The organism is Pseudomonas sp. LTGT-11-2Z, assembly GCF_003691445.1.
Lineage (GTDB): Bacteria > Pseudomonadota > Gammaproteobacteria > Pseudomonadales > Pseudomonadaceae > Aquipseudomonas > Aquipseudomonas monteilii.
In genome coordinates this window covers 202,617-220,687 of sequence record NZ_CP033104.1, presented here as the reverse complement: position 1 = coordinate 220,687, position 18,071 = coordinate 202,617, and the positions used below count along the sequence as shown (strand labels likewise).

The window sequence follows — 18,071 nt, the reverse complement described above, 5'->3', positions numbered from 1 at the left end:
CTCTCACTGGAAAAAGGCAAGCCTATGCAGCGGCTGTATCGCAAGCGCATCGTTCTCGGCGTGGGTGGCGGCATTGCCGCCTACAAAAGCGCCGAGCTGATTCGCCGACTCCTCGAGCACGGCGCGCAGGTGCGCGTCGTCATGACCCGTGGTGGTGCCGAGTTCATCACCCCGCTGACCCTGCAGGCGCTGTCGGGCCACCCGGTGCACATGGACCTGCTCGACCCTGCCGCCGAAGCAGCCATGGGCCATATCGAACTGGCCAAGTGGGCCGACCTGGTGCTGATCGCCCCGGCCACCGCCGACCTCATGGCGCGCATGGCCCAGGGCATGGCCGACGACCTGCTGACCACCCTGGTACTGGCCACCGACGCCACCGTCGCCGTGGCCCCGGCCATGAACCAGGCCATGTGGCGCGACCCGGCCACCCAGGCCAACCTTGAGCTGCTCAAGAGCCGTGGCATTCAGGTATTCGGCCCGGCCTCCGGTAGCCAGGCCTGTGGCGACGTGGGCCTGGGCCGCATGCTCGAAGCCACCGACCTGGCCTGGTGCGCCGCAGAAAGCTTCAAGCGCCAGGCACTCACCGGCAAACACGTATTGATCACCGCCGGGCCGACCCAGGAAAACATCGACCCGGTGCGCTACATCACCAATCATAGCTCCGGCAAGATGGGCTTCGCCCTGGCCGAAGCGGCTGCCGAAGCCGGGGCTCGGGTGACCCTCGTCACGGGCCCGGTGCACCTGCCAACCCCCGACCGGGTCAGCCGCATCGACGTGGTCAGCGCGCGGGACATGCTCGCGGCCTGTGAAGCAGCCATGCCATGCGACCTGTTCATCGCCTCGGCAGCGGTCGCGGACTACCGTCCGGAAGTGGTTGCCACACAAAAACTGAAGAAAGATCCTACGACCGGCGACGGCATGCTGCTGCAGATGGTGCGCAATCCCGATATCCTTGCCACCATTGCTGGCCGCAGCGACCGCCCGTTCAGCGTCGGCTTCGCCGCCGAAACCGAACACCTGCTCGATTACGCCACGCGCAAGCTCAAGGACAAGAACCTCGACCTGATCGTCGCCAATGATGTGGCCAACCCCAGCATCGGCTTCAACAGCGAAGAAAACGCCTTGACCGTGATCGACCGCCAGCAGCACCAGACCCTCTTCGCGCAGACCAGTAAGGGCAAGATCGCCCGGCAACTGGTCGCCTTCATCGCCGAACGGCTCAACCAGGTTCAATAAGTTACATGCACGCTCTTCAAGCCAAGATCCTCGACCCACGCCTGGGTTCCGAATTCCCCCTGCCGACCTACGCCACCCCTGGCTCCGCGGGCCTGGACCTGCGCGCCCTGCTCAAGGAGGACACTGTCCTTGAGCCAGGCCAGACCCTGCTGATCCCTACCGGCCTGTCGATCTACATCGGCGACCCGGGCCTGGCGGCGGTGATCCTGCCGCGCTCGGGCCTGGGCCATAAGCACGGCATCGTGCTGGGCAACCTGGTCGGCCTGATCGACTCGGATTACCAGGGCGAGCTGATGGTGTCGTGCTGGAACCGCGGCAACACGCCATTCACCATCGCCGTTGGCGAGCGTATCGCCCAGCTGGTGCTGGTGCCGGTGGTACAGGCCCATTTCGACATCGTCGAAGCCTTCGATGAAAGCCAGCGTGGCGCTGGCGGCTTCGGTCACTCCGGCAGCCACTGAGCCGGTAGATGACCGTTCAGGCCAAGGATGGCGAACTCTCTGGCGAAAGCACCGTCCAAGCGTTCAGTTTGCGCCTGCCCAGAATGCCTTTGACTAATGGAGCTTCCAGAGATGAACGACATGGCCCACCTGGTCCCCGCCGCATTGCCCGACAGCATTTTCCGCGCGTATGACATCCGCGGCGTGGTCGGCAAAACCCTTCACGCCGATACCGCCTACTGGATCGGCCGCGCCATCGGTGCGCAAAGCCTGGCTCAGGGCGAACCGCAGGTTTCGGTCGGCCGTGATGGCCGCCTGTCCGGCCCGATGCTGGTCGAACAGCTGATCAAGGGCCTGGTCGATGCCGGCTGCCACGTCAGCGACGTCGGCCTGGTGCCCACCCCGGCCCTGTACTACGCGGCCAACGTGTTGGCAGGCAAGTCGGGCGTGATGCTGACTGGCAGCCACAACCCGTCGGACTACAACGGCTTCAAGATCGTCATCGCTGGCGACACGCTGGCCAACGAACAGATCCAGGCCCTGCTCACCCGCCTGAAAACCAACGACCTGACCTTGGCAGAAGGCCGCGTGGAAAAGGTCGAGATCCTTGACCGCTACTTCCAGCAGATCGTCGATGACGTGAAGCTGGCGAAAAAGCTCAAGGTGGTGGTGGACTGCGGCAACGGTGCCGCTGGCGTGATCGCACCGCAACTGATCGAAGCCCTGGGCTGTGAAGTGATCCCGCTGTTCTGCGAAGTAGACGGCAACTTCCCCAACCACCACCCGGACCCGGGCAAGCCGGAAAACCTTGAAGACCTGATCGCCAAGGTCAAGGAAACCGGCGCCGATATCGGCCTGGCCTTCGACGGCGATGGCGACCGCGTCGGTGTGGTGACCAATACCGGCAGCATCGTCTACCCCGACCGCCTGGTGATGCTGTTTGCCCAGGACGTGCTGGCGCGCAACCCGGGCGCCGAAATCATCTTCGACGTCAAATGCACCCGTCGCCTGACCCCGCTGATCGAACAGCATGGCGGCCGCGCACTGATGTGGAAGACCGGTCATTCGTTGATCAAGAAGAAGATGAAACAGACAGGCTCGCTGCTGGCCGGCGAGATGAGCGGTCACATCTTCATCAAGGAACGCTGGTACGGTTTCGACGACGGCATCTACAGTGCCGCACGCCTGCTGGAGATCCTCAGCAAGGCCGGGCAAAGCGCCGAAAACCTGTTTGCCGCCTTCCCGAACGATATTTCCACGCCGGAAATCAATATTGATGTGACCGACGAGGGTAAATTCAGCATCATTGATGCACTGCAACGCGACGCCGACTGGGGCGAAGCCAACCTGACCACCATCGACGGTGTGCGGGTCGACTACGCCCACGGCTGGGGCCTGGTTCGCGCCTCCAACACCACCCCGGTGCTGGTATTGCGCTTCGAGGCCGACAGCGACGCCGAATTGCAACGTATCAAGGATGTTTTCCGTACCCAGTTGCTGCAGGTTGACCCTGAGCTGCAACTGCCGTTCTGACCGACTATCTGTTCCTTACAGGAGCCCTGCATGACCCTCGATCGCGATGCCGCTTCCCATGTAGCCGAGGTTTTGTCCGAAGCACTGCCTTACATCCGCCGCTTTGTCGGCAAGACCCTGGTGATCAAGTACGGCGGCAACGCGATGGAGAGCGAGGAGCTCAAAACCGGCTTCGCCCGTGACATCGTGCTGATGAAGGCTGTGGGCATCAACCCGGTGGTGGTCCACGGTGGTGGCCCGCAGATCGGCGACCTGCTCAAGCGTCTGTCGATCGAAAGCCACTTCATCGACGGCATGCGCGTCACCGACTCGGCGACCATGGACGTGGTGGAGATGGTGCTGGGTGGCCAGGTCAACAAGGACATCGTCAACCTGATCAACCGCCACGGCGGCAGCGCGATCGGCCTGACCGGCAAGGACGCGGAACTGATCCGCGCCCGCAAGCTGACCGTCAGCCGCCAGACGCCCGAGATGACCACCCCGGAAATCATCGACATCGGCCACGTGGGCGAAGTGGTGAGCGTGAACACCGACCTGCTGAACATGCTGGTGAAGGGCGACTTCATCCCGGTCATCGCGCCGATCGGCGTGGGTGCCAACGGTGAGTCGTACAACATCAACGCCGACCTGGTAGCAGGCAAGGTCGCGGAAGCGCTGAAAGCCGAGAAGCTGATGCTGCTGACCAACATCGCCGGTTTGATGGACAAGCAAGGTCAGGTTCTGACCGGCCTGACCACCGAACAGGTCAACGAACTGATCGCTGACGGCACCATCTACGGCGGCATGCTGCCGAAGATCAAGTGTGCATTGGATGCGGTGCAGGGCGGCGTGAACAGCTCGCACATCATCGACGGCCGCGTGCCGAATGCTGTGCTGCTGGAAATTTTCACCGACAGCGGCGTGGGTACCCTGATTACCAACCGCAAGCCGCGCTGATCGGCCGAAACGGGCGACAAAAAAAGGCGACCTTCACAAGAAGGTCGCCTTTTTCATTTCCAGGCCAGGATCAGATCCCGTACTGCGCGCGGTAAGCCTCGACAGCCGGCAGATGCTGCTTCAGCTGAGGGTCATCTGCCAGGAACTCCAGCACCTGGGTCAGCGAAACGATGCTGACCACCGGGATACCGAAGTCGCGTTCCACTTCCTGGATCGCCGACAGCTCGCCATTGCCACGCTCTTCGCGGTTCAGCGCGATCAGCACGCCGGCGGCCTTGGCCTGCTGGGCGTTGATGATCTGCATGACCTCACGGATGGCAGTACCGGCGGTGATCACGTCGTCGATGATCAGCACGTCACCGGCCAGTGGCGCACCCACCAGGCTGCCGCCTTCGCCGTGGTCCTTGGCTTCTTTGCGGTTGAAGCACCAAGGCACGTCGAGCTTATGCTGGTCTGCCAGGGCCACGGCAGTGGTCGCCGCCAACGGAATACCCTTGTAGGCCGGGCCGAACAGCACGTCGAACGGGATCTTGCTGTCGACAATGGCTGCGGCATAGCACCGCCCCAGTTCGGCCAATGCAGAACCGGTGTTGAACAGGCCGGCATTGAAGAAATACGGGCTGGTACGCCCCGATTTCAGGGTGAATTCACCGAAACGCAGTACCCCGCGATCGATGGCAAAACGGATAAAGTCGCGCTGATACGGCTGCATGAATAGTCCCGGACACCACGGATTTAGCTAAATGGGTTGAGCTCGGGTATCATACACGCACGAGATTTTTGGGGCCATTTATGCGGATCATCAGTGTGAACGTAAATGGCATTCAGGCTGCGGCCGAGCGTGGTTTGCTCAGCTGGCTGCAAGCCCAGAATGCCGACGTCATCTGCCTTCAGGATACCCGCGCCTCGGCCTTTGAACTCGATGACCCAGCTTTCCAGCTCGATGGCTATTTCCTTTATGCCTGCGACGCGGAGGTGCCTGCCCAAGGTGGTGTGGCCCTTTATTCGCGCATGCAGCCCAAGGCAGTCATCACCGGCCTGGGTTTCGAGACAGCCGACCGCTACGGGCGTTACCTGCAAGCAGATTTCGACAAAGTCAGTATTGCCAGCCTACTGCTGCCTTCGGGCATGAACGGCGACGAAGACTTGAACCAGAAGTTCAAGTTGATGGACGACTTCGCCAAGTATCTGGACAAGCAGCGTCGCAAGCGTCGCGAGTACATCTATTGCGGCTCGTTCTACGTGGCGCAGCAGAAGCTCGACATCAAGAACTGGCGTGACAGCCAGCAATCGCCGGGCTTCCTGGCGCCGGAGCGCGCCTGGATGGATGCGATCACTGGCGAGATGGGTTACGTCGATGCCCTGCGCGAAGTCAGCCGTGAAGGCGACCAGTACAGCTGGTGGCCAGACAACGAGCAGGCCGAGATGCTCAACCTGGGCTACCGGTTCGACTACCAGATCCTCACGCCAGGCCTGCGCCGTTTCGTGCGCAACGCCCGCCTGCCGCGTCAGCCGCGCTTCTCCCAGCATGCGCCGCTGATCGTGGACTATGACTGGACGTTGACCATCTAAGCGCTTTGCTCAGATACAAAAAAGCCGACAATGATGTCGGCTTTTTTGTATCTACGGAATCAGTCAGTCCGCCAGTGCAGCCTGCTGCAGCTCGAAGATTTCGGTCATGCCCTTGTGCGCCAGCGCCAGCATGGCGTTGAAGTCTTCAGGCTGGAACGGCGCACCTTCGGCAGTGCCCTGCACCTCGATAAAGCCACCTGCGCTGGTCATGACCACGTTCAGGTCGGTTTCGGCGGCGGAGTCTTCCAGGTAGTCCAGGTCGAGCACGGCTTCGCCCTGGTACATGCCCACCGACACGGCAGCGATCATGTGCTTGAGCGGGCTGCCGGCCTTCAGGCCACCACGCTTCTTGATCACCGCCAGCGCATCGCACAGGGCGACCATGGCACCGGTGATGGACGCGGTACGGGTACCGCCATCGGCCTGGATCACGTCGCAGTCGACGTACAGGGTGATGTCGCCCAGCTTGCTCATGTCCAGCGCGGCGCGCAGCGAACGGCCGATCAGGCGCTGGATTTCCAGGGTGCGGCCACCCTGCTTGCCACGGCTGGCTTCGCGCTGGTTACGCTCACCAGTAGAACGCGGCAGCATGCCGTATTCGGCGGTCAGCCAGCCTTGGCCTTGGCCTTTCAGGAAGCGCGGTACACCGTTTTCAACGCTGACCGTGCAGATGACCTTGGTGTCACCGAACTCGACCAGTACCGACCCTTCGGCGTGCTTGGTGTAGTTGCGGGTGATGCGGATCGAGCGGAGCTGATCGGCGGCGCGACCACTTGGACGTTTCATCTGGGATACCTGTACTGGGACTTTGAATCTGCCGAGCATTATAGAGCCCGCAGCCCAGGGAAGACATGCCTATTGTCGTACCCGCCACAGCCCGTCGCCTTTTCCTACTGGCGCGCCCGCCCGTCGGTAACATAGGTGGATTGGGCGCCAAGGCCCCACTGCGCTACAATCCTGCGCCTTGCAGCCGAGAGGCTCCCACCGTTCATTCATCTAAGCGAGGTACTCCCCATGGTGCACAGCATGACCGCTTTTGCTCGTGTCGAGCGCGCCGGCAGCCAAGGCACCCTGATCTGGGAGCTGCGTTCGGTCAACCACCGCTACCTGGAACCGCACCTGCGCCTGCCGGAGGCCCTGCGCGACCTCGAAGGCGCCGTGCGTGAAGGCCTGCGCCAGGGCTTGTCGCGGGGCAAGGTGGAATGCACCTTGCGCCTCAACGAAGACAGCAACGGCAAGCCCCTGAAGGTAGACCGCGAGCGCGCAGCGCAACTGGTTGCCGCCGCCGAGGAAGTGGCCGGCCTGATCAAGCAGCCAGCACCCCTGAACCCGCTGGAAGTGCTGTCGTGGCCAGGTGTGCTGGTGGCCGACACCAGCGACCCGCAGGCACTGAACGCCGAAGCCATGGCGCTGTTCGACGAAGCCCTGGCCGAACTCAAGGCCGGTCGCCTGCGCGAAGGCCAGGAACTGGCCCGGCTGATCAACGAGCGCCTGGACAACATGTCCAGCGAAGTCACCACCTTGCGCGCCTTGGTGCCGCAGATGCTGGCGGCGCAGCGGCAGAAGATTCTCGACCGTTTCGGCGACATGCAAGCCGAGCTCGACCCACAGCGCCTGGAACAAGAGATGGTGCTGCTGGCGCAGAAGAGCGACGTGGCCGAGGAGCTCGACCGCCTCAGCACCCACGTCACTGAAGTGCGCCGGGTCCTCAAGGGTGGCGGCGCCGCAGGGCGTCGCCTGGACTTCCTGATGCAGGAACTCAACCGCGAAGCCAACACCCTCGGCTCCAAGGCCTTCGACCCACGCAGCACGCAAGCGGCGGTCAACCTGAAGGTATTGATCGAACAGATGCGTGAACAAGTACAGAACATCGAGTAAGGCCACCCCGACCATGAACCACAGCAGCGGCACCCTCTACATCGTTTCGGCCCCTTCGGGCGCCGGCAAGACCAGCCTGGTAACGGCCCTGACCAAGGACGACCGGCAGATCCGCGTTTCGGTCTCGCACACCACCCGCGCCATGCGCCCGGGCGAGGAACACGGGGTGAACTACCACTTCGTCGTCCACGAAGAATTCAAGGCGCTGATCGCGCAGGGCGACTTCCTGGAGCATGCCGAAGTGTTCGGCAACTTCTACGGCACCTCGCGCAGCGCGCTGCAGCAGACGCTGGATCAGGGCTACGACCTGATCCTGGAAATCGACTGGCAAGGCGCCCAGCAGGTGCGCAAGCTGATGCCACAGGCACTGTCGGTGTTCATCCTGCCACCGAGCCAGGAAGCGCTACGCCACCGCCTGGACGGCCGCGGGCAGGACAGTGAAGAAATCATTGCCGGGCGCATGAAAGAAGCGGTCAGCGAGATGGTGCACTACGACGAGTATGACTACGTGATCATCAATGATGACTTCGACGTGGCGCTGGAGGATTTGAAGGCGGTGTTCCGCTCGAATCGCTTGCTGTTGAAGAAACAGCAACAACGTCATGCGACGCTTCTGAAGCAAATGATCGGCTGAAAAACGAGTTGGGGCCGCAGAGCGGCCCCAACTATTTATTCCTGCAGTGGCAAGGTAGCCTGCTGACGCAGAGTAGCCCCCAGGAAGTAAGCCGGCGCGCGCATGCGCGACAGCATCATCAGCCCGATGCCCAGCACCGAGATGATCGCGGCAATCACGAACACCAGCCCCAACCCGCCCACATGCGAGCCACTGCCGAAGTCCGGCGACGCGCTGTCGATGGCAGTCCGTACGAAGATCACCGACAGGATCACCCCACCCACCAGCGGGCACAGGCCGCGCATGATGAAGTGGCGCAGGCTGTCGAACAGGCTGCCACGGAAATACCAGACGCAGGCAAATGCGGTCAGCGAATAATAGAAGCAGATCATCATGCCCAGCGCGGTGATGGTATCTGCCAACACGTTCTCGCTCAGGCTACGCATGGTCACGTAGAACAGACCTGCTGCCAGGCCTGCGCAAATAGTGGCGTAGCGCGGGGTTTGCGAACGTGGGCAGACGCTGGCGAACTTCGGCGGCACTGCACCGTAGTACCCCATCGCCAAGAGGGTCCGCGCCGGCGCCACGAAGGTCGACTGCAACGACGCCGCCGTACTGGCCAGCACGGCAATGGACATCAGGATCGCCAGCGGCCCCATGACCGGGCCGGCCAGGTGGGCAAAGACGTTTTCCTGGATGCGCGGGTTGTTCAGGCCCAGGCCCGTTTCGCTGATACCGGCAAACTGCAGGGTGGCGATGGCGGTGAACAGGTACAGGCCGAGGATCAGCATCACGGTCCAGGTGGCGGCCTTGCCCGGCACCTCTTCGCTGCCCACCGACTCTTCGCTGACGGTGAGGCATGTGTCCCAGCCCCAGAAGATGAAGATCGAAAGCGACAGCCCGGCGGCAAAGGCCGAGAACGACTCGACACCGAACGGGTTGAACCAGGCGAAATCAAACGCCAGCGGTGGCGGCGCGGTGGTACCGCCGAAGGCGGCGACGGCAAAGCCGATCAACACCACCAACTGCAAGGCCACCAGGCCGTACTGCACGGTCATGGTGGTGGCGATGCCGCGACAGCAGATCCACACCGCCAGGGCGATGAACACGCAACAGGTAACGATGTTGATCAACAGGTTATCGGCCAACGCCGCCAGCTCATGCTTGCCAGTGATCTGCCCCAGGAACAGGTAGAAGAAGTCGACTGCCACTCCCGCCAGGTTCGACAGCACGATGGTGGTGGCAACCACCAACCCCCAGCCGCCAATCCAGCCGATCATCGGGCCGAAGGCACGTGCCGACCAGGTGAACGATGTACCGCTGTCCGGTTCTGCCGAGTTCAGCTCGCGGTAGCCCAGGGCCACCAGCAACATCGGCAGGAAGCCGACGATGAACACGGCTGGCAGGTGGGCACCGACCTCGCGCACGGTCGGGCCAAGGGCGCCGGTCAGGGTGTAGACCGGGGCGATGGTAGAAATGCCCAGCACCACGCTGGCCAGCAAGCCCAAACGGCCCTTGGCCAGACCTTTGCTGCGCTGAGTGTTGCCCGCGTCGGCTGCCACGTCGGGTGGGCGGCCAGCTTCTGTGTAATTGCTCATGAGTATTTGCCGTAAATTTTGGAATTGTTTTCACAGGCCTTGCGTACAAGACCCGCTTTCACTCATTGAAAGCTTGCTGTCGGGGACAAGTCATCCGAGACCTTCGGCTGACGTCAGAATCATTCCTGCCGTGCGCCCTCCCGTGCTGCAAAGGCAATGCAGGCCTCGCGAAACGCCTGAAACAGGCGCAGCGAGACCGGGTTTTCGTTGAAGCGCCACTCCGGGTGCCACTGAACACCGAGCACAAAGCCCGGCGCATCGGGCATGGACACTGCTTCGATCAGGCCATCCGGGGCCCGTGCCTCGACGCGCAAGCCTGGGGCCAGGCGGTCGATGCCCTGGCTGTGCAGCGAGTTGACCTCGAACTGCGCCGCCAGGCCCAGGCGCTCGAACAACCCGCCAGGCTCGATGCCGACCGGGTGACGAGGGCCGTATTGCACCTCCAGGGGTGCGTCCTCAGGTTCGCGATGATCAAGGTAGCCAGGCAGCTCCTGCACGCGTTGGTGCAAGCTGCCGCCAAGGGCCACGTTCAGTTCCTGATAGCCACGGCAAATGCAGAACACCGGCACACCGGCAGCAATCGCCGCCTGCAGCAGTGGCAAGGTCAGCCGATCACGCGCCTGGTCGTGCCGGGTACCCGCCACGCTGGGGGCGCCATTGTAATGATGCGGTTCGATATTTGAAGGCGAGCCTGTAAAAACAATGCCGTGCAGCCGGGCCAGCAGCGCCTGTGGGTCGCTGCCCCCGTCGCGGGCCGGCAAGATCAGCGGCATGCCGGCAAAGCCGGCCGCCTCGACATACTTGTCGCCTACCGTGTGCGACGAGTTCTTCCCCACCTGCTGGCGGCAGGCGCTGACACCGATCAAGGGGACCGCAGTTGCGCTCATGGGCTTACACCGTGTGCAGGTACCAGTTGTACTCAAGGTCGGAAATCGACACTTCGAACTCGGCCAGTTCGCTTTCCTTGCAGGCCACGAAGATATCGATGTAGTCCGGGCTGATGTATTGGTTGAGGACTTCGCTGTCGTCCAGCGCGCGCAGGGCATCGCGCAGGTTGTTCGGCAGGCTTTGCTCCAGCTGTTCGTAGGAGTTGCCTTCGATCGGCGCATCCGGCTCGACCTTGTTGGTCAGGCCGTGATGCACGCCGGCCAGGATGGCCGCCAGCATCAGGTACGGGTTGGCGTCGGCGCCAGCCACACGGTGCTCCAGGCGCACGTTGTCGCTGCTGTCGGTGGGCACGCGTACGGCAACGGTGCGGTTATCCAGGCCCCAGCTTGGCGCATTGGGCACGTAGAACTGCGCGCCGAAGCGGCGATAGGAGTTGATGTTCGGGCACAGGAACGCCATCGACGCCGGCATGGTTTCCAGCACACCACCGATGGCGTGGCGCAGCGTGTCGCTTTGCAACGGGTCATCGCTGGCAAAGATGTTCTTGCCGGTTTTCTTGTCCAGCAACGAAATGTGTACGTGCAGGCCGTTACCTGCCTGGCCCGGGTAGGGCTTGGCCATGAACGTGGTGTCCATTTCGTGGTCGTAGGCCACGTTCTTGATCAGGCGCTTGAGCAGGATCGCGTAATCACAGGCCTTCAGCGGATCGGCCACGTGGTGCAGGTTGACTTCGAACTGCGCCGGGGCGCTTTCCTTGACGATGGCGTCGGCGGGCAGGCCTTGTTCCTTGGCGGCTTCAAGCATGTCCTGCAGGCAGTCGGCGTATTCATCGAGGTCGTCGATCAGGTACACCTGGGTAGACTGCGGGCGTTTGCCGGAAATGGGCGAACGCGGCGGCTGCGGGCGACCGTTGAGGTTGTCCTGGTCGATCAGGTAGAACTCCAGCTCGAACGCCGCGCAGATATCCAGGCCCAAGTCGTCGAACTTGCTCACCACCTGGCGCAACACTTCGCGCGGGTCGGCGAAGAACGGCTGGCCATCGAGCTCGTGCATGGTCATCAGCAACTGGGCCGTGGGGCGCTTCTGCCACGGCTCATCCGACAACGTGCCCGGGATCGGGAAGCAGATGCGGTCGGCATCGCCGATGTCCAGGCCAAGGCCGGTGCTCTCGACGGTGGAGCCATTGATGTCCAGGGCGAACAGCGATGCGGGCAGGTTGATGCCCTTCTCGTACACCTTGTGCAGGCTGGCCCGCTCGATGCGCTTGCCACGTACCACGCCATTCATGTCGGAGATCAGCAGGTCGACGTACTGCGTGTCCGGATGGGCCTGGAGGAAGTCATTCATCTCGCTGGAAGAACTGGCGCACGGGGTTACCGACGTCATGGTGTACATCCTTTGATGTGCTGCGGCGATGTGGGATACGGCTGGCGCCTCACGGGCGACGATGGTTGCAGCTGTTGTTCTTTTCACTTTCCCATCGTGGGGACTGGTTACCCGACCGGGCGCATTGATTCCGGGGGGCCGTTTCACTATAAAATGGCCCTGACGCAACAGACATTGGCAATTCGGCAAGCAGAGCGTGCACCAATGCAATATCAGATCACCCACGCCGACCTCTCCCTGGTCCTGGCACTGGAGCGGGGCCGCTCGCTGGCCAAGGCCGCCGAGCTGCTGAAAGTCGATGTTTCGACAGTATTCCGCTCGATCCGCCGGCTGGAGTCGGCGCTGGGCACCGCCTTGTTCGTCAAGAGCCGCAAGGGCTACCTGCCGACCGACACCGCTCAGGCGCTGGCCGAGCAGGCCGAACGCGCAGAACAGGCACTGGAGGCGGCGCGCATTGCCATGACCAGTGGCGAGCAGGTGGTAAGCGGCACGGTGCGCCTGACCTGTACCGAGGCGGTGATGCACAGCCTGTTGCTGCCGGCGCTGGCCGAGTTCATGCCCAACTACCCGGCGCTATCGCTGGAGATGGGCACCTCCAACACGTTTGCCAACCTCAGCCGGCGCGATGCCGACATCGCCCTGCGCCTGACCAACACGCCACCGGAGCACCTGGTGGGCCGCAACCTGGGTTCTACCTCCTATGTCGTCTGCGGCCAGCCACAGTGGCGCGAGCGTCTGGCCGAGTCGCCCGCCAACGTGCCGTGGATCGCCCCCGATGACTCGATGGTGGACCACCCTACGGTGGTCTGGCGCAACCAGCAGCACCCTGGGGTAAGCCCGCGCTACCAGTGCAGCAGCATGTCGACCATCGCCCAGCTGGTCACCGCCGGCCTGGGCGTGGCGGCGTTGCCGGACTATATGGTGCATGCCTTGCCCGGCGTGGATGCGTTGAGTGGGCCGCTGCCGGGTTGTGACACCCAGCTGTGGCTGCTGACCCGGCCGGATTGCCGGGCATTGCGCTCGGTACAGACCTTGTTCGAAGAGCTGACCCCGCGGTTGCGAGACGCGATGCTCTGAGGTTATCGTCAGGATCAAGCATCGAGGGTCTCTGTTCCGGCCCTTTCGCGGGTAAACCCGCTCCTACAGGCACCGCGTACCTTGTAGGAGCGGGTTTACCCGCGAAGAAGCAAACACGGGGCTTGAAGGTATCACCCGACAAAACAGCGCTTCCCTATTGGCTGGTGAATTTTTATACTATCGAGTCCGCCTGCCCACTATTGGGCTGCACGCCCACCGCATTTGCTACTGAGGAAGACCATGGCCCGCGTAACTGTTGAAGACTGCCTGGAACACGTGGATAACCGCTTTGAGCTGGTCATGCTCTCGACCAAGCGCGCTCGCCAGCTGGCGACCGGCGGCAAAGAACCACGCGTTGCGTGGGAAAACGACAAGCCAACCGTTGTTGCCCTGCGTGAAATCGCCGAAGGCATCGTCACCAACGAGTTCATCGCCGCTGAAGAGATCGTCACCGAGGATCCGGTGTTCGCCGCGTTCGAGGACGAGAACAACGAGGCTGTCTGATTGATGCCAGGTCGACGTCGCACGGCGCAAGGCCCTCTTCCTCCGCAGGAGGTGAACCCATGCCGGGTATAGAAGCCTTGGCCGAACGGCTGTCGACCTATCTTGGCCCCGAACAGGTCAACCTGGTCCGCCGCGCCTATTTCTACGCCGAACAGGCCCACGACGGGCAGCGCCGCCGCAGCGGCGAGCCCTACGTGACCCACCCACTGGCCGTGGCCAGCATCCTCGCCGACATGCACATGGACCATCAGAGCCTGATGGCGGCCATGCTGCACGATGTGATCGAAGACACCGGCATCGCCAAGGAAGCCCTCAGCCAGCAATTTGGCGAGACCGTGGCCGAACTGGTCGATGGGGTCAGCAAACTGACCCAGATGAACTTCGAGACCAAGGCCGAGGCGCAGGCCGAAAACTTCCAGAAGATGGCCATGGCCATGGCTCGCGATATCCGCGTGATCCTGGTCAAGCTGGCCGACCGCCTGCACAACATGCGCACCCTGGAAGTGCTGTCTGGCGAAAAGCGCCGACGCATCGCCAAGGAAACCCTCGAAATCTACGCCCCCATCGCCAACCGCCTGGGCATGCACACCGTGCGCGTGGAGTTCGAGGACCTGGGCTTCAAGGCCATGCACCCGATGCGCTCGTCGCTGATTCACCGGGCGGTGAAAAGCGCACGCGGCAACCGTAAAGAGATCGTCGCCAAGATCGAGCACTCGCTGGCCAACTGCCTGGCCGCCGACGGCATCGAGGGCGAGGTCAGCGGCCGGCAGAAACACCTCTATGGCATCTACAAGAAGATGCGCGGCAAGCGCCGTGCCTTCAACGAGATCATGGACGTGTACGCCTTCCGCATCATCGTCGACAAGGTCGACACCTGCTACCGCGTGCTCGGCGCCGTGCATAACCTGTACAAACCGCTGCCCGGTCGCTTCAAGGACTACATCGCGATCCCCAAGGCCAACGGCTACCAGTCGTTGCACACCACGCTGTTCGGCATGCACGGCGTGCCCATCGAAATCCAGATCCGCACCCGCGAAATGGAAGAGATGGCCAACAACGGCATCGCCGCGCACTGGCTGTACAAGTCCAACGACGACGAGCAGCCCAAGGGTAGCCACGCCCGTGCCCGTCAGTGGGTCAAGGGCATCCTTGAACTGCAGCAACGTGCCGGCAACTCGCTGGAATTCATCGAAAGCGTGAAGATCGACCTGTTCCCGGACGAGGTCTACGTGTTCACGCCCAAAGGCCGCATCATGGAGCTGCCCAAAGGCTCCACGGCTGTCGACTTCGCCTACGCGGTGCACACCGACGTGGGCAACAGCTGCATCGCCTGCCGCATCAACCGCCGCCTGGCGCCGCTGTCCGAGCCGCTGCAAAGCGGCTCGACGGTGGAAATCGTCAGCGCACCGGGCGCACGGCCGAACCCGGCCTGGCTCAACTTCGTGGTCACCGGCAAGGCGCGCACGCACATCCGCCACGCCCTCAAGCAGCAGCGTCGGTCCGAGTCCATCAGCCTGGGCGAACGCCTGCTGAACAAGGTGCTCACCGGCTTCGACAGCAGCCTGGAGAAAATCCCCCAGGAACGCATCCAGTCGATTCTCGCCGAGTACCGCCTGGAACTCATCGAAGACCTGCTCGAAGACATCGGCCTGGGCAACCGCATGGCCTACGTGGTTGCACGTCGCCTGCTGTCGGCCGAAGGCGAGCAGTTGCCAGCGCCGGAAGGCCCGCTGGCGATCCGTGGTACCGAAGGCCTGGTGCTGAGCTACGCCAAGTGCTGTACGCCGATCCCGGGTGACCCGATCGTCGGCCACCTGTCGGCTGGCAAAGGCATGGTCGTGCACCTTGAGAACTGCCGCAACATCAGTGAAATCCGCCACAACCCGGAGAAGTGCGTGCAGCTCTCCTGGGCCAAGGACATCACGGGCGAGTTCAATGTCGAACTGCGTGTCGAACTGGAGCACCAGCGCGGCCTGATCGCCCTACTGGCCAGCAGCGTCAACGCCGCCGACGGCAACATCGAGAAGATCAGCATGGACGAACGCGACGGCCGTATCAGCGTGGTCCAACTGGTGGTCAGCGTGCACGACCGCGTGCACCTGGCGCGTGTGATCAAGAAGCTGCGTACCCTGACCGGTGTGGTCCGCATCACCCGCATGCGTACGTAGTCCGCCAACCGCAAGGAGTCATCATGAGCAAGACCGTCATCAACAGCGACAAGGCCCCAGCTGCCATCGGCACCTACTCGCAGGCGATCAAGGCCGGCAATACCGTGTACATGTCGGGCCAGATCCCGCTGGACCCGAAGACCATGGAGCTGGTCGAAGGCTTCGAAGCTCAGACCGTGCAAGTGTTCGAGAACCTCAAAGCCGTGGCTGAAGCCGCTGGTGGTTCGTTCAAGGACATCGTCAAGCTGAACATCTTCCTCACCGACCTGAGCCACTTCGCCAAGGTCAACGAGGTGATGGGCCGCTACTTCGAGCAACCATACCCGGCCCGCGCCGCCATCGGCGTTGCCGCGCTGCCGAAAGGCTCCCAGGTCGAAATGGACGCCATCCTGGTCATCGAATGATGCCCTTGGTGACGGGCACCCTGCCCGTCACCCCTCCCTCTTCTGCAAGGTTATTCCCTCATGCGTCAAGCACTGCCCCTCGCACTGGCAGCCCTGCTTCTGGGCGGCTGCGCCAGCCACAAACCCGAAGACTTCAACGGCACCTGGATCAACCAGGACGCCATCACTGCGGCCGTCAAAGGCGGCAGCCTGCGCCAGGCGCTGAACGAGCACGGCCCGGTGTTCGAGTGGAAGGTCGACGTCGCCAACCAGCAGGCCAGCTACAGCAATGGCTTCGAGGCCGCTGACGGCCAGCTGAGCGCCAATGAAAAGCAATGGCAGGCCAACTTCGAAGGCGGCCAGACCGAGCAGTTGTCGCTTGATGGTGACGAGCTGCTAACCGTCGACCAACGCGGTACCAAGCAGGCCTTCGTACGCGCCAAAACGCCTGCGGCTGCCAATGCCCCGCTGGGCAGCAACTTCGAGAAGGCGCTGTACCAGGCCTACCTGGGCGGCAACTGGAAGATCACCGAAGGCCAGGGCAAAGGTGCCAGCGTGCGCTTCAGCGACACCGGCAACGTCACCGGCCTGCCAGGGCCGGACCGTTTCGCCCTGTGCCTGGCAGGCGACTGCGCGACCATGGGCGGCAGCAATGACAGCCTGTGGCTGGAGCGTAACCAGCGTGGCGCGCCGTTCATCATCAAGCGTGATGGCGACAAGCTGGAGATTTTCCAGGCGGTGAACCGGGCACAACCGGATGAAATGCCGCAGCTGGCGGCGGGTAAGCGCCAGTGGGTGCTGGAGCAGAACTGAATGCTGCTGCATTTGCACTGAATTTACCGGCCTCTTCGCGGGTTTACCCGCGAAGAGGCCGGTACATTCAACGGCCTCCTTTCAGGATGGCTGCATACCCTTCCTTGTAACTCGGATACACCGGTACCCACCCCAACGCCCGCGCCCGGGCATTGCTGCAGCGCTTGCTGCCAGTACGCCGCACCCGCTGCTCATCAGACCACTCGGTAACCCCCATGTACGCCCGCAGCCAAGCCACCACATCGGCCAGCGGTGCCGGATCGTCATCGACGCCAATGTAATAGTCGTCCAACGCCTTGCCGTCGGCATCGGCCTGCAGCAGGTGAGCCAACAGGCTGGCAGCATCCTCGGCATGAATACGGTTGCCATACAGCGGCGGCTCCTCGGCGACGCGGTAACCCTGGCGCACCTGGCTCAACAGCCACTCGCGGCCTGGGCCATAGATGCCGGTCAGACGCACCACGCTTGCCGGAATGCCGCTGGCCAGCGCCAGCTGCTCGGCCTCCAGCATCACCCGCCCGGAATAACCTTCAGGCTCGGTGGCCGCACCTTCTTCGATCCATTCACCGTCTTTTTGGGCATACACGCTGCTGCTCGATACAAACAGCAGGCGACGCGGGCGCTGGCCTCGCTCGGCCAGCCACGCCAGCACATGGCGCAAGCCGTCGACGTAGGCCGCCTGGTAACCCGCCTCGTCGTGCTGGCTGGCCGCCACGCAGTACACCAGGTAGTCCAGCGAGCCCTGCGGCCAGGCTTGCGGAATTGCAGGTTTCGCCAGGTCGGCGGCAACCGGTGCAATACCCGCAGGCAGTTGCCCGACAGAACGGCGCAGGCCGCTTACCCGCCAGCCTTTGGCCAGCATCTGCTTGGCAAAACGCCCGCCTACATCACCACATCCCACCACCATCACGGATAGGTCTGACATCACAAAACTCCCTAGACCAATTGATCAGCCAGGCCACGCTACACGATGGGCGGCTAGACCATAGGCGAAAAAAGCAACAAGATTACTTTTGTTAACAAGAATTACTTGCAATAATGACGAC

17 protein-coding genes and 1 pseudogene are annotated in these 18,071 nt (G+C 62.7%); 12 read left to right on the top strand and 6 right to left on the bottom strand.

The features are described from left to right. Positions 1-24: 24 nt before the first annotated feature. The 4 genes and pseudogenes from coaBC (at position 25) to argB (ending at position 4,145) form a co-directional block, all read left to right on the top strand. Complete coding sequence (gene coaBC / locus D8767_RS01075) at positions 25-1,236, top strand: bifunctional phosphopantothenoylcysteine decarboxylase/phosphopantothenate--cysteine ligase CoaBC (protein ID WP_016712699.1); 1,212 nt, start codon at positions 25-27, stop codon at positions 1,234-1,236. A 5-nt stretch (positions 1,237-1,241) separates the two neighbouring features. After that, on the top strand, positions 1,242-1,697 hold the full coding sequence (dut, locus tag D8767_RS01070) for a dUTP diphosphatase (protein WP_016712700.1): 456 nt from the start codon (positions 1,242-1,244) through the stop codon (positions 1,695-1,697). A gap of 144 nt (positions 1,698-1,841) precedes the next feature. Beyond that, positions 1,842-3,209, top strand: a pseudogene (locus D8767_RS01065) (phosphomannomutase/phosphoglucomutase); the annotation flags it as partial. Positions 3,210-3,239: 30 nt separating this feature from the next. Further along, a complete protein-coding gene (gene argB, locus D8767_RS01060; protein WP_004575216.1) occupies positions 3,240-4,145 on the top strand; it encodes an acetylglutamate kinase in 906 nt (301 codons plus the stop codon). Positions 4,146-4,215: 70 nt separating this feature from the next. Here argB and pyrE read toward each other — a convergent pair whose 3' ends face one another. Beyond that, on the bottom strand, positions 4,216-4,857 hold the full coding sequence (pyrE, locus tag D8767_RS01055) for an orotate phosphoribosyltransferase (RefSeq protein WP_016712702.1): 642 nt from the start codon (positions 4,855-4,857) through the stop codon (positions 4,216-4,218). 80 nt (positions 4,858-4,937) lie between these two features. On the opposite strand from pyrE, the gene D8767_RS01050 reads away from it, so the two are divergent. Further along, on the top strand, positions 4,938-5,717 hold the full coding sequence (locus D8767_RS01050) for an exodeoxyribonuclease III (RefSeq protein WP_003253401.1): 780 nt from the start codon (positions 4,938-4,940) through the stop codon (positions 5,715-5,717). Positions 5,718-5,780: 63 nt separating this feature from the next. On the opposite strand, the gene rph is transcribed toward D8767_RS01050, so the two are convergent. After that, positions 5,781-6,503, bottom strand: coding sequence for a ribonuclease PH (gene rph, locus D8767_RS01045; RefSeq protein WP_016712703.1), 723 nt, complete (start codon positions 6,501-6,503; stop codon positions 5,781-5,783). A gap of 228 nt (positions 6,504-6,731) precedes the next feature. On the opposite strand from rph, the gene D8767_RS01040 reads away from it, so the two are divergent. Continuing rightward, on the top strand, positions 6,732-7,595 hold the full coding sequence (locus tag D8767_RS01040) for a YicC/YloC family endoribonuclease (RefSeq protein WP_028699257.1): 864 nt from the start codon (positions 6,732-6,734) through the stop codon (positions 7,593-7,595). Positions 7,596-7,608: 13 nt separating this feature from the next. Next, positions 7,609-8,229, top strand: a complete 621-nt coding sequence (gmk, locus tag D8767_RS01035) for a guanylate kinase (protein WP_016712705.1) — start codon at positions 7,609-7,611, stop codon at positions 8,227-8,229. A 35-nt stretch (positions 8,230-8,264) separates the two neighbouring features. Here the strand turns inward: gmk and D8767_RS01030 are convergent, their stop codons facing one another. The 3 genes from D8767_RS01030 to D8767_RS01020 all read right to left on the bottom strand — a co-directional run bounded on the left by D8767_RS01030 (position 8,265) and on the right by D8767_RS01020 (position 12,080). Next, the gene (locus D8767_RS01030; RefSeq protein ID WP_016712706.1) at positions 8,265-9,806 is read right to left on the bottom strand and encodes an APC family permease; all 1,542 of its coding nucleotides are present in this window, start codon (positions 9,804-9,806) and stop codon (positions 8,265-8,267) included. A 119-nt stretch (positions 9,807-9,925) separates the two neighbouring features. After that, a complete protein-coding gene (locus D8767_RS01025) occupies positions 9,926-10,693 on the bottom strand; it encodes a gamma-glutamyl-gamma-aminobutyrate hydrolase family protein (RefSeq protein WP_016712707.1) in 768 nt (255 codons plus the stop codon). A gap of 4 nt (positions 10,694-10,697) precedes the next feature. After that, positions 10,698-12,080, bottom strand: coding sequence for a glutamine synthetase family protein (locus tag D8767_RS01020; protein ID WP_016712708.1), 1,383 nt, complete (start codon positions 12,078-12,080; stop codon positions 10,698-10,700). Positions 12,081-12,284: 204 nt separating this feature from the next. Between D8767_RS01020 and D8767_RS01015 the strand changes: the two genes are divergently transcribed. From D8767_RS01015 to D8767_RS00995, 5 genes are all read left to right on the top strand, one after another. Then, positions 12,285-13,157 carry a LysR family transcriptional regulator gene (locus D8767_RS01015; RefSeq protein WP_016712709.1) on the top strand — a complete coding sequence of 291 codons (873 nt, stop codon included), beginning with the start codon at positions 12,285-12,287 and terminating at the stop codon, positions 13,155-13,157. A 240-nt stretch (positions 13,158-13,397) separates the two neighbouring features. Further along, positions 13,398-13,661, top strand: a complete 264-nt coding sequence (gene rpoZ / locus D8767_RS01010; RefSeq protein ID WP_003253383.1) for a DNA-directed RNA polymerase subunit omega — start codon at positions 13,398-13,400, stop codon at positions 13,659-13,661. A 59-nt stretch (positions 13,662-13,720) separates the two neighbouring features. Continuing rightward, entirely contained in the window at positions 13,721-15,829 is a 2,109-nt protein-coding gene (gene spoT / locus D8767_RS01005) for a bifunctional GTP diphosphokinase/guanosine-3',5'-bis pyrophosphate 3'-pyrophosphohydrolase (RefSeq protein WP_016712710.1), read from the top strand. Positions 15,830-15,852: 23 nt separating this feature from the next. Then, positions 15,853-16,233 carry a RidA family protein gene (locus D8767_RS01000; protein ID WP_003253379.1) on the top strand — a complete coding sequence of 127 codons (381 nt, stop codon included), beginning with the start codon at positions 15,853-15,855 and terminating at the stop codon, positions 16,231-16,233. A 60-nt stretch (positions 16,234-16,293) separates the two neighbouring features. After that, positions 16,294-17,025: a hypothetical protein gene (locus D8767_RS00995; RefSeq protein WP_016712711.1), complete on the top strand. Its 732-nt coding sequence runs from the start codon at positions 16,294-16,296 to the stop codon at positions 17,023-17,025. A gap of 67 nt (positions 17,026-17,092) precedes the next feature. Here the strand turns inward: D8767_RS00995 and D8767_RS00990 are convergent, their stop codons facing one another. Beyond that, the gene (locus D8767_RS00990; RefSeq protein WP_028699259.1) at positions 17,093-17,950 is read right to left on the bottom strand and encodes an SDR family oxidoreductase; all 858 of its coding nucleotides are present in this window, start codon (positions 17,948-17,950) and stop codon (positions 17,093-17,095) included. Positions 17,951-18,071: the final 121 nt, after the last annotated feature.